Below are 25,000 nucleotides of genomic sequence, written 5' to 3' on the forward strand. Positions count from 1 at the left end.
GGGAGCGGGAAAACGAGGCTAAAGCGGGCTCCATGGGGGGCACAAAACAGTCGTTGTCTGAGCGCAAAGAGGCCGTCAATCCGCAATTACGGGGTAAATGATGGATCAAAACCACGATGCTGGAATTATGCAAAGGTCTCGATTGCAAGGGGAGGCGGCGGGGGGTAAAATGCGGCGATAACCTGAGCGGCGGGCCAAACAAGTTTCAATGAAAGAGCGTTATTCCCTGGGCATCATCGGCCATCCTATCGGCCATTCACTTTCCCCCGTCATGCACGCCGCCGCCGCGAGGGCCAACGGGCTGGGGCCGGGCGAGTTCTCATATGAAAGGTTCGACGTCAAACCGGACGATCTGGCCACGTTCATGCGCAGGTTCCGCGACGGGGCCATGACCGGGCTTAACGTCACCGTCCCGCACAAGGTGGCGGTGATGGAGCTTCTGGACGAAATAGACCACGACGCCCAGGCCATCGGCGCCGTGAACACCATCGTGCGGCGGGGCGCAAAACTCCGTGGCCACAATACTGACGTTTATGGATTCATCCGGTCGATTGCGGAAAACGCCGGGATGACGGATTTATCATACAAAAAAGCGCTTGTTTACGGCGCCGGGGGGGCGGCCAGGGCTGTGGCGCGCGGACTTGTGAACGGCGGGGTGGAGAGCCTTGCGGTGGTGAACAGAACCTGCGACACCGCCCGGGAGATGGTGGCCAAATTAGGCGGCGGGGCCGGCTTTTCGGCCATGGGATTTGACGAGACCAAAAGTTTGATTGAAACCGTGCGGGGCGCGGATATAATTGTCAATACCACCTCCATGGGGATGGAAGGGGGGACGGATCCTGAAGGCGTCCCTCCCGGGGCCGGGCATATAAGAAGCGGCCAACTGGTGGTGGACATTGTGTACAGCCCGCTTATGACCCCTTTGCTGAAAAAGGCGGCGGCGGCGGGCGCCCGGACGCTGGACGGACTGTGGATGCTGATACATCAGGGAGGAAAGGCTTTCGAGATGTGGACCGGCCTTAGGTTCCCTGACAAAGAAGTCAGGGCGGCGGTGGAGCGCGGACTGGAAATAAAATAACAAGCCTCGGGGAATAATGAAATGGCGAAAATAGACGCGTTTTTCAAATTGATGGCTGACCAGGGGGCGTCGGACCTGCACTTGGTCTCCGGCCAGCAGCCAGTGCTTCGCATCCACGGCGAAATGGAGCGGGTGAAGTACAAGGTGCTCGAAAGCGAAGAGCTGAAGGCCATGCTCTATGAGATATGCCCCGAGGAGAAGGTGAAACACTTCGAAGAAACGGGGGACCTGGACTTCGGCCATGAAATTCCAGGCTTGGCGCGGTACCGCGCAAACTTCTTCATGCAGAAATACGGCATCGCCGCCGTCTTCCGCCAGATTCCGTCGGAAGTGCTCACCGCCGAACAGCTTGGCCTGCCGCCTATATTCAAAAAGCTGGCGACGCTCAACAAGGGCCTTGTGCTGGTGACGGGGCCGACGGGGTCTGGTAAGTCCACCACGCTGGCAGCCATTGTGGATCACGCCAACAAGGTGCGCAAAGACCACATTCTCACCGTGGAAGACCCGATAGAATTCGTGCACAAGTCCCAGCAGGCCATCGTCAACCACCGCGAGGTGGGGACACACACAAAATCGTTCGCCTCGGCGTTGCGCGGGGCGTTGCGCGAAGACCCGGACATCATACTCGTAGGCGAAATGCGCGACCTGGAGACGATACAACTGGCCCTTGAGGCGGCGTCCACGGGGCACCTTGTGTTCGGAACGCTGCACACCCAGTCCGCGGCCAAGACCGTGGACCGAGTGATAGACGTGTTCCCCGCCAACCAGCAGGGTCAGATCCGCACCACCCTTTCAGAATCTCTCAAGGCGGTCATCGCCCAGAACCTTTTCCGGCGGGTGGACAAAAAAGGGCGCTGCGCGGCGCTGGAGATACTTGTTTGCACCCCGGCGGTGGGCAACCTTATCCGCGAAGGCAAGACTTTCCAGATACCCTCCGTGATCCAGACCGGCAAGAAGTTCGGGATGATGTCTTTGGACGACGCGATCCTGGAGCTTTTGCAAAAGGGGTGGATCGGCGCGGAGGACGCATACGCAAAATCGATAGAAAAACAGCGGTTCGTCAACTTCCTCAAGGAGCCGCCGGACGTTTTCGGTTAAAAAAAAGAAAGGCGCTTCCCATGTTCGATGTACCGGCCGAGGCGCTTGGGTTCGTCTCGGCCCACAAGCGGTTCCTCATATCCACACATGTGAACCCGGACGGAGACGGGATAGGCTCGGCCATGGGGCTAAAATGGGCGCTTGTGCGCCTTGGCAAGGAAGCGGAGATCGTCATAGAGTCCGATCCTCCCGCCATGTATGATTTTTTCGGAAATTACGGATGGGTGAAGGGGATCGGCCCCGCCACGGCGCCGTTGGAAAAATTCGACACGGTGATCACCGTGGACGCCCCGAACATAGAGCGGCTGGGCAAGGCCGCGCAGCTTATCGCCGGTGGTGCGAAAGTTATGGTGATAGACCACCACGTCTCCAACGAAAAATTCGGCGATGTGAACTATATAGACGAGACCGCCGCCGCGTCCGCCGAGATGATATACCGCTTCGTGCGCGCCCTGGGGCTTACTCCGGACAGGGACTGCGCGGAGTACCTTTATTCCGGGATATTGATAGACACCGGGCGGTTCCGGTTTTCCAACACTTCGCCGGAGGTGCTGCGGGCCGGGGCGGACCTGGTGGCGGCCGGGGCGCGCCCGCACAAGATCGCCGAGCGGCTGTTCTTCACCAACACATTCGAGACCACCAAGGGGCTGGGCAAAATGATCGAGTCCATCCAACTGCACGCAGGGGGCAAAGTGGCCACGGCGGAATTCGGGCTCGAATATATAAATAGTGAAGAGTGGAAGAAAGTGGACACGGAAGGGTTCGTCAACCATCCGCTGGCCATCGAGGGGGTGGAGGTGGCGGTGTTTTTCAAGGAAGTGAAGCCCGGCGTCACCCGCGCCAGTTTGCGGGCGAAGAACGATTTCGACGTGAACGCCGTGGCGGGAATATTCGGCGGCGGCGGCCACGCCAAGGCGGCCGGCTGCACCATCAACGCACCGCTGGAAGAAGCGAAGAAGAAACTGCTGGGGGAGATAGCAAAAGCGCTTTAGGCCACTTTCATCTTCAAGGCAAATATCTTCACAGCCAGGCGTAAATTTCCCTAACTGGCCATCGGGTCCTGCTGGTCGTAAATGGTCTGGTACCGGATCGGCCTTGTCAGCCGCTCGTCTGATTTGGGGATCAATAGCTGGTTTCGTATCCGAAGCCACGCCACATCCCCTTTTATCTCGCGCAACCTGCCGTCCGTCGGCGCTTTGCTGTGTTCGTTATGGGCGTACACCACCATGAGCACCGCCACGCCAAAATCCTCCGTTTCGTGGATCAGGAACTTGCGGCGGAAATCCGGATTCCCGTTGGGATGATGCTCGATCCAGGCGATGTCGTCGTTCTCCAGCTTTATCAGGGTGTACTTGGCGATGCCGTTCTCCGCGATCTTGGTCATCGTCCTGCTTTCCGACGACGACACGAACACCGTGCTGTAAAACGGAGCCTGGCGCAGGAACTGGGCCGCAAGCACCGCCGCCGTCCTCCTGCCGGAGACGCTGTGGTGGAATGAGTAATACTCGAAAAGTTTTTCCACCATCTCCTGGGCGCTCTTGTCCCCTTTCTCGTAAATGTCCTTGGAGACGTAGCGCAATTCCTTGCCCAGCGCCTCGGCCGCGTCGTCGAGCATCCAGTCTATCCGCACGTGGTAGTGGGAAAGGTAAAACCTGTTCTTGTGCTTTATGGAAATATCCCTCTGTATGAGCAGGGCGTAGTCCACCGGCAGAAGGTTGCGCAGAAGCTCCATGAACCCGGTGGTCTCGAAATATTTCTGCTTGGTCTGGAACCTGTCGGCGAAGTTCATGCCGGTGAGCTTCAGTTCGCCAAGGTTTTCCTTGGTCACCTTGTTGTCGTCGAAAAAGCGTATGTTCTTTTTCATCTCGGGGGGGAAGGCGCCTTCGGAGAATATGGCGATGAATCCGTTCATCAACTGGTTTTCCTGCTCCACCACTTTGGCCCTGGGTTTCAATTCGCGCTTTTCTACAAAAGGATAGGGGACGCCGGCCTGAAGGAAATTTTTGTACGAGTCCACCAGGGCGAAGTCCACCAAATGACTCTCCAGTTCGTCCCGGAGGTATTTGTAAAGCGCCCGCACCCTTTTCTCGTCCCGGCCAAGCTCGTTCTTGTGCAACCACATAAAACACAACCCTCAAAGGTGAAGTCGGGGCGCGGCGCGTACCCTGGCGCGGCGCAAGCTTCATTATTTTAACAGGTTTTGAGTGGGCTGGGATATCTTTGCCACAGGGAATTTCCGCGGAATCGTCCAATATATGACCATGCGGCGGTGTGTGCGCCCTATAAAATCTCCATAAGCTTTTCGATCTCCTCCGCCGTGTTGAAAAAATGGGGCGCCACCCGAATCCCGGCGCCACGCTCCATCACCATTATTTTTGCCGCGTGAAGCTTTTTCACAAGGGCTCCGTTGTCGCGCGGGTCTTTGGCGGTGAATATAAGGATGTTGGACCGTTCCCCCCGTCCAATCGGTGAAAGTACGTTGAATCCCTTTGCCGTCAACCGCTCGCCCAGCAACCGGTTCAACGCCAGGATATGTTCTTCGTTGCGTTCCACCCCCATCATGGTCACCGTCGCCAGAGATTCTTTCAGCCCGTGAATCCCCATCATGTTCGGCGTCCCCTCCTCGAACCGTTCGGCGGTGGGCTGCAATGTGAAATCTATATGGCCGAAGTTGTAGCAGTCCTTCACCGTGTGCCATCCGGCGCGGGTGACGTCCAGAAGCTCCATCCGCTCTTTGGCGCAATAGAATATCCCGATCCCCTCCGGGGCGCACAGCCACTTGTGGCCGCCACACGCCAGGAAGTCTATCCCGAAAGATTTCACGTCCATCGGCAGGGCGCCGAGGGACTGTATGGCGTCCACGCAAAGGAGGAATCCCTTGTCCCGCGCCATCTGGCCCAATGCGGCCAGGTCCGCCCGGTATCCTGTGATGTACTGCACGGACGATATGGCCACGATCCGGGTCTTGCCTGTCACCGCTTCGGCGATCATGTCCGGCGTCACGCGGCCGTCCCGGCTTTTCACCACCCGCACCGTCACCCCCTTGCGCTTAAGGTTGAGCCAGGGGTACACGTTGGACGGAAACTCGATGTCGCCGATGATCACCTCGTCCCCCTCTCGCCACTTAAGACCCTCCGCCACTATGGACACCCCATCGGAGGTGTTTTTGATGAAGGCTATCTCCTCAACACCCCCTCCGGTGATACTTGCCGCGGCGCTCCTGGTTTTGGCCACAGTGTTCTTCCAGTTTTCCATGTTCAGATAGGCGTTATCGCAAACATCTGATGCAAAAGCGCTTACAGCGTCCCTTGTTTTGGTGGGCATGGGGGCCAGCGCGGCGCTGCTCAAAAAGATATATTCAGAACATATTGGAAAATTGCGCCTTATGGTTTCAGATTCGACCGGGCTGAACATCAGGGTTTTCCTTTCAGTAGCTATCTTGTGACTTTACAATGATTTGATGATTTTATCACCCATCAGGGCGCAAACGCCATCATGACGTAAATTAACGGGGAAAAGCGGTTTACAGGCTGTTTGTTGATAGTTTACTATAATAAGGTTAAAGATTGATTGAAAGAGTGTTTGGAATGAGTCACCAGAATGGGGCGGACCTGCATTTGCACAGCGCATGCTCAGATGGATCCGAAAGTCCGGCGCAGATTGTCCGCAGGGCAATGGACCTGGATCTTGCCTGCGTGGCGCTCACAGACCACGACACTGTTTCCGGCATAGAGGAAGCCTCGGCGGAAGCGGAAAGGCAGGGGATAGAGTTCATTCCGGGGGTGGAAATCTCGTCCCATGTTGGTGAAAAAAGCGTCCATATTCTGGGTTACCTGATGGACACGCAAAGCGCCCCGTTTCAGAAGATCATTGTGAACAACCAGTCCGGCCGCCGCTCCAGGATGGAACGGATGGTGAAAAAACTCAACGAGATCGGATATGATGTGACCCTTTCCGGAGTGCTTGAATTTGTGGGACAGGGAACCATCGGCAGGTCGCTTCTGGCCAAATACCTGGTCAAGCGCGGCTTTTTCAAGAACGTGGAGGATGTTTTCCACTCGATCCTCGGGGATGGCAAGGCGGTATATGAGCCGGTCCCCAAATTCACCCCGGAGGAAGCGTTGGCGCTGATAACCGAGGCTGGGGGAGTGTCTTCGCTTGCCCACCCGGGATACACGGACATAGACGGGATGATACCCGCGCTTGTGGACGCGGGGCTGGACGGCATAGAGGTATTCAGCCCGCAGCATGACAGCGCCACTTCCAGGCGCTACATGCGCATGGCCGACGAGATGGACCTTGTTGTCACCGGCGGATCGGACAGCCACGGCCCGGGGATGAGCTGGAGGAACATGGGGAGTGTGCGGCTGGACTACGGCCACGTGGAACGGTTGAAGGAGAGGGTGAACCGCAAGGGCGCCAGGATGGCGCCAGGAGGGAATGGAATATGAAACTTCGCAAGGAAATGATCGACTTTCTCGCCGGGAGGATAGTCACCACGCTGTCGGAAAAGGAGCTTATAGACTATTCCGACGATTACGACGGGGTGATGGAGACCATATCGGCGATCATCTTCGAGGACCTGAGCGTGGAGGACAACCTAAACGACGAGGTGAAGGTCATGCTCGAAAAGATGGGCGAGGAGTTGGACAAGACCAACGTCAACTACCGGAAGATGTTCCAGATGGTAAAACAGAAACTGGCCCGCGAACGCGGCATAATCCTTTAAAGGAGGGGGCGGGATGAAACTTTCCAGGGAAAAGATCAACCATCTTTCCAAGCTGATCCTCCGGGGCTTTCTGGACGACGACCGAGTGGAGTTTTTCTGCGACGAGAACGACCTTCGCCTGGAGATCGTCAACGTGCTGCGCGACGAGCTGCAGATCGAGGACGAGATAGACGAGACCGTGCGCCACATCATCGAGTCCTACTCGCGGGACATAAAGGAAGGCTCCAACGAGTGGGACATCCTTTATCACAAGCACTATAACGAAGAGACGAAAAAACGGCGCGGCGTGTCGCTGGGGTGATGGGCCGGAGCGCCCGCGTGCCGGCTTTTCGCTGTTTTCTGGACACGGCGGCCTGCGGGACGTTGACTTTCAAAAAGGGGCGGACATCATGAAAACTTGCCAGGCCTGCGGTTCAAGCGAAGTTGTTACCGATCTCGCCGTATTGCACGAGTCCCATGGGGGAAGCCATCCAATCTATTTTGAGATGATAGAGCCGGAACCGGCCAAACCTTCTTTTTCGTGGGCGCCGGACAGCGCAATAAACTATATCCACGCCACTGCATGCGGAAAATGCGGGAACGTCCAGTTGTTTGTGGAGAACAGCGCGGAATTGCTGGCCTTGCATAACAAGGGATATAAAGGCAATCGACAGGAAGATTGAAGCGTCAGGCTCCCTGTTTCACATACGCCCTTAAACTCGGAATGGCAAACCTGTCTATCAGATCGAGCATCCGATCGTCCACCTTGTTGTCGGTGACAAGTTTTGAAAACTTGCGGATGCCATGGTCGTGCTCGCCCAGGTAAAAAGGCATGATTTGCGATTCTCCACTGTCAAACGCATCGAACAGGTTGAACGCCTTCAGGAACGCTATCGCGCATTCCAGGTACAGGGGGCGAATGCCGCGAAGGTAGCGGCTGAAAGGCTCCGTTATCACCCTTCTTAGCGGTGTTTCCACAAGCCCGTGCGTCACAAGCTGCCGTTTGAAGTACATCGCCGCGTCCACCCGTTCCGGCAGGAACTTTGCCCGCGCCTCCCGCTCATACCCTTCGGCCACAACTATCAGGGCGTGGTCCGCCTCGTCCAGGCGGCGCACGATGTCCCCCAGAGTCTCCGGGGTGAACTTAAAGCCGGGCAGCACGATAAGGTGCGCCCGCGCCGCCGCACCGGACATGAGGGCATGTTTACCGGAGTCCCGTCCCATCATTTCGAGTATGTATATGCGCTTGTGGGTGTATGCGTCGTCGAAAAGGCCTTTTGCTATCTTCGCCCCTTCCTCCGCCCCGGTCAGGTAGCCCACGGCGATGTCGCCAAGTATGTCGCTGTCCACGGAGACGTTGATAAAGCCTGTCTGGATGTCCGGCAACAGATCGTTGAGAGCTTTGATCCCCGCCAGCGTGCCGTTTCCACCCACGCCGATGACATGGGTGAATCCGGTCTCGCGTATGTATCCGGCCGCCGCTTTCTGCTTTTCCGGCTTTGCGAAATCAGGGTATCGTTCCGACCGGAACTCGCACCCCGGCAGGTCCACGGCGCGGTACAGCGAGCGGGTGGGGATGCCTGTGGCGTTGAGTTTCCAGCTCTGGCGGCGGCTCATCACAAGGCGGATCAGCCGTTCGTCGGCCAAGTTGTCCCCGGTGAGCGAACGGAACCCCTCGAAGGCGGCGTAAACCTCGTATCCGCGCTTGTCCCCTTCCTCTGTGAGCGAAGTGGCCACGGCGGTGTATCCCGGGGCGTTTCCCCCGTCGAAAATTATCAGAGCCTTGCGTTCATCCGCCATGGCAAAACCCCCGTCAATGCCTTGTTTTGGTTCATTCTACACGCCTTTGCAGGGGGTGGGCCTTAATTAATTTATCGCAGGATTGCCGCGTAAAATGCTATTATTTAATGTTTAACGCTGTTTTTTCGACTATTGGAATGAATATACGCAATTTTTCGATCATCGCGCACATAGATCACGGCAAGTCCACGCTGGCCGACAGGTTGCTGCAGACCACCGGAGCCGTCTCCGACAGAGAGATGAAAGCGCAGATACTAGACTCCATGGACATCGAGCGGGAGCGCGGCATCACCATCAAGGCCCAGACCGCCCGTTTGAATTACACGGCGAAGGATGGGCAGGAATATATCCTCAACCTCATAGACACTCCGGGCCATGTGGACTTCTCGTACGAAGTTTCCCGGTCCCTTTCCGCGTGCGAAGGGGTGATCCTGGTGGTGGACGCTTCCCAGGGGATAGAGGCCCAGACGCTGGCCAACGTGCACCTTGCCATGGAAAACGACCTTGTCATGATCCCGGTGATAAACAAGATAGACCTGCCCGCCGCCGACGTGGAGGGGGTGACCACGCAGATAAAGGAGATCATCGGCCTGCCGCCGGAAGAGGTGGTGCCCGCCTCCGCAAAGTCCGGCATCGGAATTGAGGACATACTCGAAGCGGTGGTCAAACGGATCCCCGCGCCGAAAAGGGACCTTGCCGCCAAGCCAAGGGCGCTGCTCGTGGACTCCTGGTATGACCAGTATCAAGGGGTCGTGTGCCTTATCCGGATGGTGGACGGTGCGCTGCGCAAAGGGGAGATCATCAAGTTCATGGCCAGCGGGACGGAATACGCCATAGACACAATGGGGGTGTTCACCCCCAAAGCCCGCCCCATCAAGGAGCTTACCGCCGGAGAAGTGGGCTTTTTCACCGCGGCCATAAGGACGATAGCCGACACCAAGGTGGGGGACACGGTGACGCTGGCCAAAGGGGGCTCGATGGAGCCTCTGCCGGGGTTCGTGGAGGCCAAGCCGATGGTGTTCTCCGGGCTTTATCCCACAGACGGCGATGAATATGAACAGCTGCGCGACGCGCTGGCAAAACTGCGGCTCAACGACAGCTCTTTCAAGTACGAGCCGGAAAACTCCATGGCGCTCGGTTTCGGGTTCCGCTGTGGATTCCTGGGGCTTTTGCACATGGGCATCATCCGCGAACGGCTGGAGCGGGAATTCAATCTTTCGCTCATTTCCACCGCCCCCACGGTGGTGTACAAGGTGGTGCTCGGCAACGGGACGGTCGTCCATGTGGACAATCCGGCAAACCTCCCCGGCGCCAACGAGCGGCAGTCCATCGCCGAACCGATGATCGAGGCGACGATAATCATGCCCGAGGAATACATCGGGCCGGTGATGACATTGTGCATGGAACGGCGGGGCCATCAGAAGAAAATGGAGTATATAACCCCCAAGCGGGTGTCGCTTGTGTACCATCTGCCGCTAAACGAGATCGTGCTCGACTTTTTCGACAGGCTAAAGTCCATCACCCGGGGCTACGCCTCCATGGACTATGAGTTGGCCGGATACGAGGAGGCCGACCTTGTGAAGCTCGACCTGCTTGTAAACGGCCAGCCGGTGGACACCCTTTCGCTTATAGTCCATAAAGACAAGGCATACACGGTGGGGCGGGACCTGGCCGAGCGTATGCAGGAGCTTATCCCCCGCCAGATGTTCGACATCGCCATACAGTCGGCCATCGGCGGCAAGATAATCGCCCGCACCAACGTCAAGGCGCTTCGCAAGAACGTGCTGGCCAAATGCTACGGCGGCGACATCACGCGCAAACGCAAACTTCTGGAAAAGCAGAAGGAAGGCAAGAAGCGGATGAAGAGCGTGGGAAGGGTGGAGATACCGCAGGAAGCGTTCCTCGCGATATTGAAGGCGGACAACAAGTAAAGGACGGAAGATGAACGGCGTTGACAGGGAGGCGGAGGCGGCGATGGAGGCGCGCGGCTCGTCCGCGTTGTGGAAGGAATATGTGAAGGCGGGCGTGGTGGCAGTCATCCTCGCCCTTTTCATCAGGACTTTCGTGGCGCAGGCATTCAAGATACCCTCCGAGTCCATGGTGGACACGCTGCTGGTGGGGGACCATCTTTTGGTGAACAAGCTCGTTTACAGGTTCAACGATCCTTCGCGCGGGGACATCGTGGTGTTCCAGTATCCATACGATCCAACGCGGGATTTTGTGAAGCGCGTGGTGGGGCTTCCCGGCGAGACCCTGGAGGTGTATGGAAGGACGGTCTATATAAACGGCAAGCCCCTTGCGGAGCCATACACAAGGTTTGAGGAAAATCCTTTCGCAAGCTCCGGGCCGGACTATCATTTCGGCCCCGTCACGGTGCCCGAAGGGCAGCTTTTCATGATGGGGGACAACCGGAACAACAGCCAGGACTCCCGCGTGTGGGGAACCCTGGACGAACGGCTAATCCACGGCAAGGCTTTCATCATCCACTGGGCATGGGAAGACAACACCTATGGCGTGCGCTGGAACAGGCTCGGGAAGCTTTTAAAATAGGCGCGGCGCCGCCCGCCGCCCCGCAAAGCTCTTTGCTTTACCTCGTCCCGGTTAACCGGTAAAATCACACAGTAAAGTTCTGCTTCTCTCCTTTATAAAACGAGCCGATGGCTCAAAGGAGCGGTCAATGCGGGCTATCAGCCATTACGGAGCCACGTTTATTCTTCTGTCGCTGTATGGCGGCGAAGTCTGCTCGTTCATCGAGGGGCTTCACCTGCCGGTCTGGATGCTGGTTTTGGGCGTCCCTATCTTTTCCGCCATGGCCCTCAGGCCCGTGTTGACGAAAAATATGGTGGATAGCGCCCCATTCCATTTGCAGGCAAGGCGTCAACTGATGGTGGATGGCGGCTTGTATGTGGCGTGCGGGGCGATGATCCTGATTTTCAACGCGGCGATGTATGGATTCCCGGCCAGCAGCGGCGTCAAGGTGATAATGGGATTCGCCGCCCTTGGCTTCTTCGCCTCTTTGGACCTTGCGCTGGAAAGGGAACTGGACATCTCCAGGCATTTTTCACGGAACCAGATGGCATTGCCGTTGGCCGGCAGAAAAATATTCCCGTTGACAGCCCGGTTTTCCATCGTCGCCGTTGGTTCCGTGATACTGGTGTTTTCGGTGATTTTCCTTGTCATTGCCAAAGACCTGGAAGCGCTCGCCAAACCCAACCCGTTCGACCTTGGCCATCAACGTTTTTCCACCCTTGAGGAGCTTGGGTTCATCTGCGCGGTGGTGGCGGCGGAGATGGTGAACCTGATCTATTCATACACCAGGAACCTGGACCACTTTTTCTCCGCGCAAAACGGGACGCTGACGGCGGTTGCCAACGGGGAGAGGCGGATCAAGACCCCGGTTAGCACACTGGATGAATTCGGCGTCATGGGCGAGTACACCAACCGCATGATCGACGCCTTGCGTGAAAGCGACCAGCTTTTGCAGTTGACGCGCGATGTGACCATCCATTCCATGGCCACACTGGCGGAGACGAGGGACAACGAGACGGGGGCGCATATCCTGCGCACCCAGCGCTATGTGCAGGCATTGGCGATAGAGTTGAAACAAAGCGGCGGGCACATGAGCGGGCCTCTTACCGATGATTATATTGACCTGCTTTTCAAAAGCGCCCCGCTTCATGATATCGGCAAGGTGGGAATCCCCGACGCGATATTGCTAAAACCGGGCAAGCTCACCGAGGAAGAATTCACCATCATGAAGACCCATGCAACGCTTGGCGAGGAAGCGCTGAGGATCGCGGAGGAGCGGCTTGGCACGAATTCATTTTTACATATCGCCCGGGAAATAGCGGGAGGCCATCATGAACGGTGGGACGGGAGCGGGTATCCAAGGAGATTGGGTGGAGAATCCATACCCCTGCCCGCGCGCCTGATGGCTGTGGCCGACGTTTATGACGCGCTCATCAGTAAACGGGTGTACAAACCTGCATTCAGCCACGAAGAGGCCAGGCGGCTGATACTGGAGGGGGACGGGACCCAGTTCGACCCGGCGATCATCCAGGTGTTTCTTGCCGTGGAAGTGAAGTTCAAGGAAATAGCGGCGGAATATTCGGACCATCAATGACATAATTCCTTCTCTCCTCGCGCCTTTATCATCCCCGGTGTAGAATGCCGGTAGCCGGATTGAAAGGACGCGCCTTGATCGTTATCACGACCCATCTGCACGCCGATTTCGACTGCGTGGCATCCATGGCCGCGGCGGCGAAACTGTATCCGGGGGCGGTGGCCGTTTTTCCCGGATCGCAGGAAAAGAATGTGCGCGACTTTCTGGTCCAGTCCGAATTTCCCCTCCATCATCACCGGCTGAAAGGTTTTGACTTTAAACAGGTGAAAACGGTTGTGGTGGTGGACGCGGCAAGCCTTGCGCGGCTCGGCGCGTTTGGCGGCCTTGCCGGAAAGGCAGGGGTGGAGTTCCACGTTTACGACCACCATCCCTCCGCCCAGTCGGACATCCCCGCGGCCAGGGCCGTAACGCTGGAACGGGGCTCCACCACCACGATAATGATGGAGATATTGCGGGAACGCAACATCGCCATAACCCCGCTTGAGGCCACGCTTTTCGCGCTGGGGATATACGAGGATACAGGGTCGCTGACTTTCGCATCCACCCGGCCGGAGGATTTCGAGGCGGCGGCGTGGCTTTTGCGGCAGGGGGCGGACCTTAACGTCGTCTCCGATTACATGAGCCGGGAGCTTTCCGCCGAACAGGTGGACGCGCTAAACTCCCTGCTGAAAAACATCGAGGTCCGCCAGATCGCCGGCCAGACGGTGGCCATGGCCTCCGCCAGCGTGGAGCGGTACATCGGCGACGTGGCTTCGCTGGCAACCAAGATAATGGACATAGAAAATCTCAACGCCCTTGTCACCCTGATGGGGATGGAAGGGCGGATACACATGGTGGCGCGAAGCAGGGTGAAGGAAGTGAACGCCGGGACCCTGGCCGAGAACATGGGGGGGGGCGGGCACGCCACGGCCGCATCCGCCACCATCAAGGAGATGACCATGGCCCAGGCGGCGGCCAAGGTGTGGGAAGCGTATTCCATCGCCGTGGAACGGCAGGCCACGGCGGGGGAGATAATGATTGAGCGGGTGATCACAGTAAAATCGAAGGACATGGTGGAGGAAGCGGAAAAGCTGATGACCCGCTATGACATAAACAACATGCCGGTGATGGAGGGAGAGAAGGTCGCCGGGCTTATCACGCGCCAGATAGTGGAGAAGGCGATCCACCACGGCATGGCGCGCCACACGGCCGGGGAGTTCATGATAAACGAGTTTGAGACGGTCAATCCCGGTTCCCCCGCCCATGTGCTCGAGGAGATAATCCTGAACCGGCGCCAGAAACAGGCCCCGGTGGTGGACGGCAAGTCCGGCAAACTTGTGGGGATCATCTCCCGTGGGATGCTGCTAAACAAGCTTTACGGGGACATGCTCAAAAACCAGCCAAAGACCGGCGCATGGACCCACCGGGTGGCGCCCTCCACCCGCGACGTGTCCAAGCTGATGGAGGACAGGCTCCCCCCCGTGGTCATGCGGGCCATTCACGTGATCACCGACCTTGCCAACAAGAACGGATGCACGGCGCACATGGCCGGCGGATTCGTGCGCGACCTGCTTTTGCGCATCCCCAACACAGACCTGGACATCGTGATAGAAGGGGACGGGATGGACTTCGCCCGCAAGCTGGCCGAAAGGATCCACGGCCGCGCCCGCACGCACGAGAAGTTCAAGACCGCCGTGGTCGTCTCGCCGGAAGGGATGAAAATTGACGTGGCCACCGCCCGCATAGAGTATTACACCCACCCGGCGGCGCTCCCCACCGTGGAGATGAGCGCCATCCGGCAGGATCTGTACCGGCGCGATTTTTCCATCAACGCAATGGCCATCAGGCTCAACGGCCCCAAGCCCAACGCATTGCTCGATTTTTTCGGCGGCCAGGCGGACATAAAGGAAAAGCTCGTCCGGGTGCTTCACAACTTAAGCTTCGTGGAAGACCCCACCCGCGCATTCCGCGCCGTCCGGTTCGAAAGCAGGTACGGCTTCACCATCGGTAAACAAACGCTGTCGCTTCTGCGCCACGCAGTGAGCCACCAGTTGTTCAATCGGCTGTCCGGCAGCCGCCTTTTCGCCGAGTTGAAGGCGATATTGAACGAGCGCCGCCCGTCGGCCTCCATCAAAAGGATGCGCGAGCTGGGGTTGATCAAGTTCATCCACCACTCCCTTTCCTTCACCGCCGAATCGGAACGGCTGATGGAAGCGGCGGACGACGTGCTGGCCTGGCACGATCTGGCGTTTCCCCGCAAACCTGCCAAGGCGTGGTTCGTGCGATTGATGGCCCTGTTCGAGGAGTTGCCGGACGAGGAAGTGCTGCGGCTGAAGGAAACGTTCCCCACGGCGCGCAGTGTGATGGACGAAGTGGTGGAGAACAGGCTTTTCGCCGCCGGAGTTATCGCTGAAATAGTGAGAAAAGGGGAGCCATCGCCGTCGCGGACCCATTACTTGCTCGCCCACGTAAGTGACGAGGCGCTTTTATACCTTGCCGCCAAGGCCCAGGACACCCGCGTGATGAACTGCGTCATCAAGTACCTTGGCGAACTGAAAAACGTGAAACCGCTTGTCACCGGCGACGACCTGATAAAGAGCGGCCACACCCCTTCGGCCCGGATGGGGGCGTTATTGCGCGATATTTTCGCGGCTCAACTGGACGGGAAGATCAAGACAAGGGAAGAGGCGATGAGGATGGGGGGAGGGTGAGTTGGAGGACTGAAATAAATATATCCGCTACCCTCCCGCTTTCATTTTCTCCACCGCAGGGAGTTTCTTGACCCCGTTGGACTCGAAGATGCTTTCTTCATAGCTTATCATCAGGAAGTTGTCCTTGAAATCCCCGATGGCTGGCTCTGGTTTTAAGCCCATGGCGTCCTGCACGATAAGGCGGAAAAAGTCCGCCCCGGCGGCCGTGGTCAACTGGATGGCGCCGGAGAAGCGGGGGTTTATCTCGAAAAAGGTGGTCTTGCCGTTGTCTATCTTGCATTGGATGTTCACAGGGCCGACAACGCCGAGGGTCCCGCAGATTTTCGCGCACAGGTTCATAAGCTTTTCGTCCTTGCGGGTGCGCGCCCGGTCGGAAACGCCGGAACGGATGACGATGCGTTCGCGGGGGACCACGTGGATTATCCGTCCGTCCAGTCCCGCCAACACGTCTATCGTGTATTCCTTGCCGGTCAGGAAATTCTGCACCACGGGGTTATGCACATAGTTCAGGAAGAACTTCAGTTCTTCCTCGTTCTTCACGGGATACGCGTCCACGGAGCCCCGGCCGCTCCTCGGTTTTATGAACAGTGGATACTTAACCGATTTAAAGTCCAACTGCTCGGGGAGCATAGTCTTGGCGAATGGAAACCCGTTTTCGGCGAAGAAGAGCGAGGTCTTGTATTTGTCGTTGCAGATCAGCCCCACCCGCTCATCCGAGACCAGCGCCGTCACACCGATGGCCGCAAAATCCTTTTTGTGCTTGCCGAAGACCGGCAGTTCCTCGTCTATGGTCGGTACGACAAGCTTGATGTTCTCTTTCCGGCAGATTTCAAGGAGGGTTGGTATATATTCAGGCTCGCTGGACAGCGGTACAAGGTGGAATTTGTCGGCAAAACGAAGACCGGGGGAAAGCCTGTCCGAATCGCACACAAGCACTCGCCCGGCGACACCCAAATCTTCGAGCGCCTGGGTGAAACCGCGGATCATGGCCACGCGTCTGGACGCGGCAGTGATTAGTATGTTGAATTCGCCGGACATTCGCCCGCCCCTCAATGGACTTGATCGCTTTGGACTAAAACAGTTCACTTCAACAGTTAGCAGATTGGAGCGTTTTTTACAACCAATTATTTGTTTCCTGCCCCAGCCCATAACGGCCTCCATGCCAGCTTGCGTTAAATGGTGGTGAAACAGCCACCGGATATATTATTATTTACATATCGGCAAATAGGTTTGAATACTTAATCTGAAAAAGGGAAGACCATAGCATGGCCAATCTGATATACCAGAAAGTGGGCGTTTTCATTGACGCGGAAAACGTGGAGCTTTCCGGCTACAATATTTTTGGCGGGAGGACCAACTACGCCCTTCTTATAGAAGAGCTGGGAAACAGGGAAATCACCCGCATTATCTATTACAAGCCCATACATAAAACGATAAGCGACGATTTCCGGCGTTTCTGGACCGGGCTTGGCGGCGAGATAAAACAGCCGATAAAAAACGCCGACGCCTGGCTGACCATCGACGCTGTGACCCTTTCCGAAAAGCTGGACGTGGTGGCGCTCATCGGCGGGGACAAGGATTATCTCCCCCTTATCTGGTACCTGAAAAACAGGGGATGCAAGGTGGAGGTGTGGAGCTATCCGGAGACCGCCTCGGACATGATAAAGGACGCCGCGGATCTTTTCGTCCCCATGGACGACAGGTTCACCATACCCGACAAGCCCCACCAAGGCAGGGGCAGGCACGTGATGAAAAAATGATCCCGCTGGCTTAAAGCCCCAGCCTGGCCTTAAGCTTCTTTAACGCCGTTTTTGCGCCATAGTTTGAGACCAGCATCCGCCTTGCCTCCATCGCCATTTTCCGGCGCGAGGCGGGACTGGATTTTACGGCCTTAAGGAGTGTTCCGGCTATCGCCTCCGGGCTGGAATAGGCGCATTTCTGGCCTGGGGAAAAATAATCCGGCCTGGAACAGAAAAGCTGGTCCACCGCCTTGTGGGGGATTTCAAAAAAGGAGCCTTTGGCAAGGATATCCTTGTGTCCCCCCCAGTAATTGGCCGCCACCGGCGTTAAGGCCATGATCGCCTCCGCCACCGGCAATCCGAGCCCCTCGCCGAGGCTTGCGCTCACGAAAACATCGCAGGAGCGGTACATTGAAAGAAGTTCGCCGCGCGGCATGTTGGCGGGAACAATATTTATGTCCTTTCGGGGGGATTTCCACTTGCACCCTTTCGACGTTTTTATGGTAAGGTTTGCCGCGCCAGGTTTGGGAAAGGCTTTCATGAACCCCTCCATCAACAGGTGAAATCCCTTGCGAAAATGCGCCTCGCCGCACGCCAGGAACCGGAACGGCGCTGAAGCTGCCCACCTGCTTTTCGGGGGGATCGGCTCCAAGTCCAGCGCCGGGGGGGCTATTTCCACGGGAACGGTTACGCCGCTTTTTCTGAGCGTGAGTTTGATATGACGGCTTGACACCCACACCTCGTCAAACCGGTTCAGCCGCTCCGCCCATTGCTCCGGGTATTCGCTCCATTCATGGAAAGGAGCCGCTATGTTGAACGCCCCATCCACGGGGGCGAAACATGGCCCTATAGTATTATGTATTATCCGCCCGCCACGGAACGCGGCCGCCGCAGCCTTACGCTCTTTTTGCGTCTGGGGTGTTTTTACTTCGGTGACCGCCACTCCCAGCCTTTCCAGCGAAAGCCTGTACAGCGCGCCGATCACAGCGTAGCTGCCCCGGTGGAAATCGGTGAACATCACGATGTTTCCGGGGGCGGCGCTTTTCATTTTGACATCTCAGGCATGCCGCCCGAAATCGTCGTCTATGCGGATGATGTCGTCCTCGCCGAAATAGTCCCCCATCTGCACCTCCACGAACACCAGCGGTTCGTTTCCAACGCATTCTATCCTGTGCACCGCCTGGCATGGAATGTCTATGGAATGATGGGGCTGGAGGTAAACGGTCCGTCCGTCAAGTGTCACTTTCGCCTCGCCGTTCACAACGACCCAATGCTCCGAACGGCGGGTATGTTTCTGCAGGCTGATACGCTTGCCAGGCTGGACGATTATCCTTTTGACCTTGTGGGTGTCGGTGTCCAGCAACACTTCATAATGCCCCCAGGGCCTGTCGCCTTCTTTTGCAGGAGAATCCATTGAAATCCGAAAGTTAAGTTGTCCAAAATCAACGTGAGCGCCCAGTATAAGCGAAGACCTTTGGGGCGTGAAGTTTTTTCCGCCAATGGACTGACAGGCAATGAACAACTTCGATAAAACAAAACCGTCCGTTTTTCCGGAAAAACGGACGGTTAAGACTAGCTTTCACATAGCTGGAATAAAAATTCCAGCCTTCTTCGGGATTTGATTAAACGTGTTGTATTGACTGGCTTTCAGGAGAGGGCCATGCCGATTATCATGATAGCGAATAAGCCGGCGGCAAAGCATCCCATCCCAAACACCAACCCCAATACCGCAACACTCTCATCCCTGCGGTCAATATCCTCATGATAGAGGTCACCAAAGTGAAGCATCTGTCCCATAATCAATCTCCTTTCATAGCCATTGGTGGGCGCATACACTTCTTTTCCTACCTACAATATAGGTCTTTTCGCAAATTTGTGGGGCGCCTGGGGTCTGGATCGAAATGGGGCTTATCATCTACTTGTATATATTGGACATATAGTCATGACAGGATACGGGGCGGGAAGTTAAACCGCCAAATTGGCAGACCTTGAGGAAATTTAAAAATGTTTTGTAAACCAATGCCGTTAATGTTACCTTTATCATTCAAATTCCGGCTGTTTACGCCAAGCCGGGGCCGCGAAAAAAAATTACGCCGGGCCATGCGTCCGGCCGGTTTGATAAGGAGAAAAGATGTTTTTCGATTCCATTTGGGGCATGTTCTCGTCCGACCTGGCGATGGACCTGGGGACGGCGAACACCCTAGTCATTAAAAAAGGGCACGGCATAGTGTTAAGGGAACCGTCGGTGGTGGCGGTTCATTCGGAGACCAAGCAGGTTCTTGCCGTGGGCTCCGAAGCGAAAAAAATGCTGGGGCGCACACCCGGCAACATCGTCGCCACAAGACCTTTAAAAGACGGCGTGATAGCCAACTTCGAAGTATGCGAGGCGATGATCCGCTACTTCATCCAGAAGGCCCATAACCGCCGTTCGATGGTGCGTCCCCGCATCGTCATAGGCGTTCCGTCCGGCATTACGCAGGTGGAGAAGAGGGCGGTGAGGGACGCGGCGCTGTCCGCCGGGGCCAGGGAAGTGTACCTTATCGAGGAGCCTATGGCCGCGGCCATAGGCGTGGGCCTGCCCATTTCGGAGGCCTCCGGAAACATGATACTGGATATCGGCGGCGGCACCACCGAGGTGGCGGTGATATCCCTTTCCGGCATCGTTTATTCGCGCTCGGTGCGCGTGGCCGGCGACGAGATGGACGAAGCGATAGTCAATTTCATAAAGCGCAAGTACAACCTGCTCATAGGCGAGCGGACGGCCGAGGAGATAAAGATGACCATCGGCTCGGCCTTCCCGCTGGAAAAGCCGCAGACCATGGAGATAAAAGGGCGGGACCTTATGGCGGGTATCCCGAAAACACTGCTGATAAACGACACGGAAATCCGCGAGGCCCTGGCCGAACCGGTGGCCACTGTGGTGGAGACGGTGAAGATCGCGCTGGAGCGCACTCCGCCGGAACTGGCCGCCGACATTGTGGACAAGGGGATTGTGCTTGCGGGGGGCGGCTCCCTTTTGCAGGGGCTGGACAATCTGCTGCGGGAGGAGACGGGGCTGCCCATAATCGTCGCGGAGGACCCTCTGTCCGCCGTGGCCATGGGCGCGGGCAAGGCGCTGGAGGACATGGACCTTCTGCGCAAGGTTTCCATCTGAACAACCGTACATGCGCCTGCGCGCCGCCTGGATGAACGGCCGGCGCGCGGATCCGGGCGCGGGGCGCTTTGGAATTTGCGCGGCGCGGTATCACGGATATGAACGATTACCTGAAAAAGTACCAGGACCTGATAATTCTGGCGGCGCTTCTTGCCGTGTCCGTCTCCATGTTCCTTTCCGCCGCCAAGGGGAAAAAGACCCTCAATTTCCTCGAGAGGGCGCTTATGACCGCCACGTCCCCCTTTCAGGACGCCATCGGGTGGACCGCCGAGTCGGTCTCCGGAGTGTGGCGAGATTATATTTTTCTGGTGGGGGTCCGGGAGGACAACCAGCGGCTCCGCCGCACGCTCGACAAACTGGCGTTCGAGAACGCCCTGATATTGGAGAGGCTCAAATCTTACCAGCGGCTGGACGATCTGCTGACTTTCCCGAGCCTGGACAATGTCTCGTTCGAGGCGGCCAGGGTCATAGGCAGGGATCCTTCCAATCGGGTTAGGATGATAACCCTCAACAAAGGGAGCAGGAGCGGCGTGGGGGAAAATATGCCGGTGGTGACCCACAGGGGGATTGTCGGCAGGACTGTGAGTGTTTCGGCGACCCAGACCAAAGTGCTTTTAATCACCGATGTTCGCTCCGCCGTGGACGGCATCGCACAGGAGACGCGCGACAGCCTTGTGGCCGCCGGGGACAACTCGCCGGAGCTTGAAGTGAAGTATCTTTCGTTCGGCGCCCAGGTGAAGGAGGGGGACATGGTGATCTCCTCGGGACTTGGGGGTGTCTTTCCCAAAGGGTTGCTGACCGGCACCTTGCACGAGATAAAACAGTCCAGCGGCAGTTTGTTTCTCACGGCCAGACTCCGGCCCGTGGAGGATTTTTCTCGGCTGGAAGAGGCGCTGATACTCAAAGGCCCCTTGCCGGTGAATGTGCCAGGGGAAGAGGAGGCCAAATGAGGCTGCTGGCGGCTTATGGCGCGATAATCTTCGCCGCCCTGGTCATTCAGACCACCGCGTTCAATTTCACGTTCGGCTCGCCCCTGTGGCCGGACCTGACGCTGATTATCGCCATCCACGGAGGCTTAAGGCACGGAATGTCCGGCGGGGTGAGGCTTGGCGCGGCGGCGGGGCTTGCCGAAGACCTCCTTTCATACGGAGCCACCGGGGCGAACACCCTCACCAAGGGGCTCACAGGCTTTATCGTCGGCAAATTGCGGGAAAGTTACATCAACGACTCGAACATGGCACGAGGCGTATTGGCGGTGGGGGCCACGGTGGCTGATCACATCGTCTATAGCCTGGTGATAAGGACGTTTTCGGACTATTCCGCGTTGAGCGGTTCATTGGGAGCGCTGGTGGTGGCCATAATGATGAACCTGGCGTTCATTTTCCCGGCGCTGCGGATGATAAACAGGACTGTGGAGTGGGCCGGGAATTTGTGGAAGGACGACTTTGGCGGGCACAGCAAGCCATGGGGAGCGGGACTTTGATCCATGTGTTTTTAGGGACAGCCCGGAACTAAAACATTATTGAGCCATTCGCGTTCCAGGCTCCTGCCCTAAAGAAGAGTCAAAATGATAATCTGCGCCGACGATTTCGGCCTTGCCGGGGATATAAACAAGGCCACGCTCGACCTGCTTGAACGCGGCAGGGTCACCGCCGTGTCGGTGATGGCGGGGCTTGAAAACCTCGGCAGGGAAGACATTGCGCCGCTTCTGGAATTCTCCGGCAAGGCGGACATAGGTCTGCACCTGACTCTCACGGACGAAGGGATCCCCTCAAGCCAGTTCCCCGGCTCCATCGCCCCCGGCGGCAGGTTCATGTCTTTCGGCAAACTGGCGCTCCGGTGCTATGCGGGGCAGGTCAACCCGGACGACGCGAAGGGGGATATCTCGGCACAGTATGATTTATTTATATCTAAAGCAGGACGAGCTCCTGATTTCATAGACGGCCATCTGCACGTCCAGCAACTTCCGGGCGTCCGTGAAGGGCTGTGCGATTTTATCGGAACGCTGCCGGCAAACCAAAGGCCATACGTGCGCAACGCTTACACGCCACTTACGTTTGCTGGAGGCCTGCACGGGTGGAAACGGAACATCCTTTCCATTCCGGGCCGAGGGCTCAGGAATATGCTGGCGCACAAGGATATTTGCACCAATTCCGGATTCGAGGGAGTGTATAATTACAACCGCTTCGGTGACTACCCTAAGCTCATTGAATCGTTTTTCGCGCGGTTGCGCGATCCAAACGGGATTTTGATGATCCATCCAGGGCTCGATGAACGGTGGAGAAAGATGGAATATGAGACCCTTCGCGGCGCTGATCTTGGCCATGTGCGGGTCAACCGTTTCATGCGCCCCTAACCAACCAATGTCCCGCCGCCGGGCGGCTCAAGACGTAGCGGCGCAATGAAGCAAATCAATCCTGCCCTGACCGGGCGCATCTCCCCGCGGACCCCTTTTATCATCCTGGCGGCATGGATCATATACCTGTTCGCCGCATATCCATTTTCCGCCGTCAACGCGGACGTGGCCGATTTCGGCATCCTCGGCGACGACCTGATCAAATACGGCTACCTCCCCACTTTCCCGTATGGGCAGGACTACCTGTTCTCACTCACCCCCTATCTTTACGCCCTTTTGCGGCTGGCCCTTCCCGCCACGGTCTCAAGCGCGATAGTGATCAAGGGGGCGGGAGCTGTGTTTCTGCTTGCCGGTCTTTTCATGATGTCCGAGGCCATCGCCGTTACGGAAAGGAGCGAAGGGCGCGATCCTGTTTTCCGTTCGGCGGTGTTCTGCGCCTTCGTGGCGGTCTTCCCGACGCACCTTTTCACGATCAACGAAATGGCCAGCCTGGAGATGTCCTTTTTCACCTTGGGGGCGATCATCCTGGCGGGGGCGAAAATTGAGCCGGCAATCGGTGGAAACGGCGTTGCTGGCCTGCGTTTTCCTCTGATGTTCGGCGGTGCGCTCGGGTTTGCCATGATCTCCCGGCCACAGGCTGCGGTGTACGGATTTTGCGCGCTTAGCGTCCTTGTGGCGAAAACGTGGCGCAAGGCCGGAGCCAGATCTGTGGCCCTTCTGGCGGCTCCAATAGTGGCGGCGGCGGCGGCGGGCTGGACGCCGGTGATACTTCACAAGATATTCAGGGCACACAAGTGGCCGTTCACCCTCAAGACCGGGATACATATAAGCTCCATGAGCGAGCTACACGACAGAATAGAGCTGTTCTACCGGAAAATCATCCCAAGCATGTTCGATCTTGGGCCGGATCAGCCGGTATTTTCGGCGCTGGCCGCGCTGGGCGCCCTGCTGGCGCTGGGATGGTTTTTCGCCGCGGCTTTCAAAGACCGCCGCATCAGCGCGGCCGATTTCCAGTTCGTGGCAGGATCGGCCATTATAGTGGCCGTAATGCTGGCCATACCCGGAATGTCGGCCTCCACAGGCCACCGCAGGTATATCCTGCACGCCTTTACCGGAACTGCGTGGCTGTTCGCCTCATGGGCGTGCATGGGACTGTGGCGCAAAAGGGGGGCGGCGCTCCTTCTGGCGGCCATTGCTGTCCTTTCCATCCCCATGTGGCGCGAGAGGCTGGATGGTGAAAAAGAGCGGAACATGAATTTCATTGACACCGCCGCCATGGTCCCCGGGCTTGCGGCGCATGGATACATCTTCATCGCCGACTACTGGGACGCATACCTGCTTGTCTTCATTTCCGGCGGCAAGGTGAAGGCGGAGCCGCTTCCATGGCAGCTTGTGCGCCGCTATGGCGCCATACCGGAGAAGGAGATGGCGGAGAACAGCGTCTGGATCATACCCGAGGGGCTTGGAGGGGAGGTCCACGAAAAATTGGCGAGCAATTTTGGAAGGCCTGATGCAATCAGGGAAATGTACATTACTTTGTTCGGCAAAAGGCGCGTTATGACATGGTTTGATGACGGCTCCATGGCGGCCAAGATGATGCGGCGGGAGAACCCGCTTTACTTCCCCACGCGCTATCCTCCCGGCTCTTAAGGTTGCGCGCGCAAAGCTTTATGGTGTATTTTCATGGAAGTCATGAACGAAAGGTAAACTGGAAAATGGATAAAATAAGCATTGTGCTAGGCGCCATCGGCCTTATCATCGGCGCGGTGTTTCTCATCAGGAAAAGCATGAAGTTCTAGCGCGGCCAATCCGCGTCCATTCCGCCCGCGAGGGGAGTGGACGCCGCTTTTGTCAATCTATGCCTAGCCCGGCCACTTGCCAGCCACCTTCGCCACAGAGCAGGGGGAAGCGGCCGTCTCCGCCGAAAGCGAAAACGAGAAGGCGCTGCTGTCCACGTTAAACGAGCACTCCCCGGCGGACGAGCCCGCTGCGATTGACACTCCGGAGCCTGTGATGGCCGCCGCGAGCGTGTCGCATGTGGAGATCGGCGCCGGAGCGGGATTCTTCGTCTGCACCGCCGCGTAGTTAATGGCGCAGGCCGAAGCCGCCGCCCCCAGAACACCCTCCGCCGCCGCGGAACGCGCCTCCACCTGCAGGTCCATGTACTTTGGTATGGCCACGGCGGAAAGGACGCCGAGGATCACGATCACCATTATCAGTTCGATAAGTGTGAAGCCATTGTCAGTCCGCATGG

25 protein-coding genes are annotated in these 25,000 nt (G+C 57.4%); 17 read left to right on the forward strand and 8 right to left on the reverse strand.

What is annotated here, in order from left to right; genetic code table 11:
- Positions 1-208 precede the first annotated feature (208 nt).
- From HZB29_02835 to HZB29_02845, 3 genes are read left to right on the forward strand one after another with little or no spacing between them, the layout of a single operon-like run.
- A complete protein-coding gene (locus tag HZB29_02835; GenBank protein ID MBI5814529.1) occupies positions 209-1,078 on the forward strand; it encodes a shikimate dehydrogenase in 870 nt (289 codons plus the stop codon).
- 21 nt (positions 1,079-1,099) lie between these two features.
- Positions 1,100-2,176 (forward strand): type IV pilus twitching motility protein PilT, encoded by a 1,077-nt coding sequence (locus HZB29_02840; GenBank protein ID MBI5814530.1) that lies wholly within the window; start codon positions 1,100-1,102, stop codon positions 2,174-2,176.
- Between the two features lie 20 nt (positions 2,177-2,196).
- Positions 2,197-3,168: a bifunctional oligoribonuclease/PAP phosphatase NrnA gene (locus HZB29_02845; GenBank protein MBI5814531.1), complete on the forward strand. Its 972-nt coding sequence runs from the start codon at positions 2,197-2,199 to the stop codon at positions 3,166-3,168.
- 50 nt (positions 3,169-3,218) lie between these two features.
- Here HZB29_02845 and HZB29_02850 read toward each other — a convergent pair whose 3' ends face one another.
- Together HZB29_02850 and HZB29_02855 are read right to left on the reverse strand one after the other, a co-directional pair.
- Complete coding sequence (locus HZB29_02850) at positions 3,219-4,298, reverse strand: hypothetical protein (GenBank protein ID MBI5814532.1); 1,080 nt, start codon at positions 4,296-4,298, stop codon at positions 3,219-3,221.
- A 158-nt stretch (positions 4,299-4,456) separates the two neighbouring features.
- Positions 4,457-5,524, reverse strand: a complete 1,068-nt coding sequence (locus HZB29_02855) for an aminotransferase class V-fold PLP-dependent enzyme (GenBank protein ID MBI5814533.1) — start codon at positions 5,522-5,524, stop codon at positions 4,457-4,459.
- Between the two features lie 239 nt (positions 5,525-5,763).
- Between HZB29_02855 and HZB29_02860 the strand changes: the two genes are divergently transcribed.
- The 4 genes from HZB29_02860 (at position 5,764) to HZB29_02875 (ending at position 7,567) form a co-directional block, all read left to right on the forward strand.
- Positions 5,764-6,627, forward strand: coding sequence for a PHP domain-containing protein (locus HZB29_02860; GenBank protein ID MBI5814534.1), 864 nt, complete (start codon positions 5,764-5,766; stop codon positions 6,625-6,627).
- A complete protein-coding gene (locus HZB29_02865) occupies positions 6,624-6,905 on the forward strand; it encodes a DUF507 family protein (GenBank protein ID MBI5814535.1) in 282 nt (93 codons plus the stop codon). The genes HZB29_02860 and HZB29_02865 overlap by 4 nt, the downstream gene beginning before the upstream one ends.
- Positions 6,906-6,918: 13 nt before the next feature.
- Positions 6,919-7,206, forward strand: coding sequence for a DUF507 family protein (locus HZB29_02870; protein ID MBI5814536.1), 288 nt, complete (start codon positions 6,919-6,921; stop codon positions 7,204-7,206).
- 88 nt (positions 7,207-7,294) lie between these two features.
- Positions 7,295-7,567 carry a hypothetical protein gene (locus tag HZB29_02875; protein MBI5814537.1) on the forward strand — a complete coding sequence of 91 codons (273 nt, stop codon included), beginning with the start codon at positions 7,295-7,297 and terminating at the stop codon, positions 7,565-7,567.
- A 4-nt stretch (positions 7,568-7,571) separates the two neighbouring features.
- Here the strand turns inward: HZB29_02875 and HZB29_02880 are convergent, their stop codons facing one another.
- Complete coding sequence (locus HZB29_02880) at positions 7,572-8,684, reverse strand: 6-phosphofructokinase (protein MBI5814538.1); 1,113 nt, start codon at positions 8,682-8,684, stop codon at positions 7,572-7,574.
- Between the two features lie 137 nt (positions 8,685-8,821).
- Here HZB29_02880 and lepA point away from each other — a divergent pair, with 137 nt between their 5' ends.
- The 4 genes from lepA to HZB29_02900 all read left to right on the forward strand — a co-directional run bounded on the left by lepA (position 8,822) and on the right by HZB29_02900 (position 15,497).
- On the forward strand, positions 8,822-10,615 hold the full coding sequence (gene lepA / locus HZB29_02885) for an elongation factor 4 (protein ID MBI5814539.1): 1,794 nt from the start codon (positions 8,822-8,824) through the stop codon (positions 10,613-10,615).
- A gap of 43 nt (positions 10,616-10,658) precedes the next feature.
- On the forward strand, positions 10,659-11,234 hold the full coding sequence (gene lepB, locus HZB29_02890) for a signal peptidase I (protein MBI5814540.1): 576 nt from the start codon (positions 10,659-10,661) through the stop codon (positions 11,232-11,234).
- Positions 11,235-11,361: 127 nt separating this feature from the next.
- A complete protein-coding gene (locus HZB29_02895) occupies positions 11,362-12,807 on the forward strand; it encodes an HD domain-containing protein (protein ID MBI5814541.1) in 1,446 nt (481 codons plus the stop codon).
- A 74-nt stretch (positions 12,808-12,881) separates the two neighbouring features.
- A complete protein-coding gene (locus HZB29_02900) occupies positions 12,882-15,497 on the forward strand; it encodes a CBS domain-containing protein (GenBank protein MBI5814542.1) in 2,616 nt (871 codons plus the stop codon).
- A 27-nt stretch (positions 15,498-15,524) separates the two neighbouring features.
- Here the strand turns inward: HZB29_02900 and HZB29_02905 are convergent, their stop codons facing one another.
- The gene (locus HZB29_02905; GenBank protein MBI5814543.1) at positions 15,525-16,535 is read right to left on the reverse strand and encodes an ATP-grasp domain-containing protein; all 1,011 of its coding nucleotides are present in this window, start codon (positions 16,533-16,535) and stop codon (positions 15,525-15,527) included.
- A gap of 227 nt (positions 16,536-16,762) precedes the next feature.
- Here HZB29_02905 and HZB29_02910 point away from each other — a divergent pair, with 227 nt between their 5' ends.
- On the forward strand, positions 16,763-17,257 hold the full coding sequence (locus tag HZB29_02910) for an NYN domain-containing protein (GenBank protein MBI5814544.1): 495 nt from the start codon (positions 16,763-16,765) through the stop codon (positions 17,255-17,257).
- Between the two features lie 10 nt (positions 17,258-17,267).
- On the opposite strand, the gene HZB29_02915 is transcribed toward HZB29_02910, so the two are convergent.
- The 3 genes from HZB29_02915 to HZB29_02925 all read right to left on the reverse strand — a co-directional run bounded on the left by HZB29_02915 (position 17,268) and on the right by HZB29_02925 (position 19,033).
- Positions 17,268-18,284 (reverse strand): glycosyltransferase, encoded by a 1,017-nt coding sequence (locus HZB29_02915; protein MBI5814545.1) that lies wholly within the window; start codon positions 18,282-18,284, stop codon positions 17,268-17,270.
- A gap of 9 nt (positions 18,285-18,293) precedes the next feature.
- Positions 18,294-18,650 (reverse strand): phosphomannose isomerase type II C-terminal cupin domain, encoded by a 357-nt coding sequence (locus HZB29_02920; GenBank protein ID MBI5814546.1) that lies wholly within the window; start codon positions 18,648-18,650, stop codon positions 18,294-18,296.
- 233 nt (positions 18,651-18,883) lie between these two features.
- Complete coding sequence (locus HZB29_02925; protein MBI5814547.1) at positions 18,884-19,033, reverse strand: hypothetical protein; 150 nt, start codon at positions 19,031-19,033, stop codon at positions 18,884-18,886.
- Between the two features lie 358 nt (positions 19,034-19,391).
- Between HZB29_02925 and HZB29_02930 the strand changes: the two genes are divergently transcribed.
- From HZB29_02930 to HZB29_02950, 5 genes are all read left to right on the forward strand, one after another.
- Entirely contained in the window at positions 19,392-20,390 is a 999-nt protein-coding gene (locus tag HZB29_02930; protein MBI5814548.1) for a rod shape-determining protein, read from the forward strand.
- Between the two features lie 98 nt (positions 20,391-20,488).
- Positions 20,489-21,340: a rod shape-determining protein MreC gene (mreC, locus tag HZB29_02935; GenBank protein MBI5814549.1), complete on the forward strand. Its 852-nt coding sequence runs from the start codon at positions 20,489-20,491 to the stop codon at positions 21,338-21,340.
- Positions 21,337-21,873 (forward strand): rod shape-determining protein MreD, encoded by a 537-nt coding sequence (gene mreD, locus HZB29_02940; protein MBI5814550.1) that lies wholly within the window; start codon positions 21,337-21,339, stop codon positions 21,871-21,873. The genes mreC and mreD overlap by 4 nt, the downstream gene beginning before the upstream one ends.
- 84 nt (positions 21,874-21,957) lie before the next feature.
- Positions 21,958-22,746: a ChbG/HpnK family deacetylase gene (locus HZB29_02945; GenBank protein MBI5814551.1), complete on the forward strand. Its 789-nt coding sequence runs from the start codon at positions 21,958-21,960 to the stop codon at positions 22,744-22,746.
- 45 nt (positions 22,747-22,791) lie between these two features.
- Complete coding sequence (locus HZB29_02950) at positions 22,792-24,396, forward strand: hypothetical protein (GenBank protein MBI5814552.1); 1,605 nt, start codon at positions 22,792-22,794, stop codon at positions 24,394-24,396.
- Positions 24,397-24,608: 212 nt separating this feature from the next.
- On the opposite strand, the gene HZB29_02955 is transcribed toward HZB29_02950, so the two are convergent.
- The gene (locus tag HZB29_02955; GenBank protein ID MBI5814553.1) at positions 24,609-24,998 is read right to left on the reverse strand and encodes a prepilin-type N-terminal cleavage/methylation domain-containing protein; all 390 of its coding nucleotides are present in this window, start codon (positions 24,996-24,998) and stop codon (positions 24,609-24,611) included.
- Between the last annotated feature and the right edge of the window lie 2 nt (positions 24,999-25,000).

Source organism: Nitrospinota bacterium, from assembly GCA_016235255.1.
Classification (GTDB): Bacteria; Nitrospinota_A; UBA7883; order UBA7883; family JACRLM01; genus JACRLM01.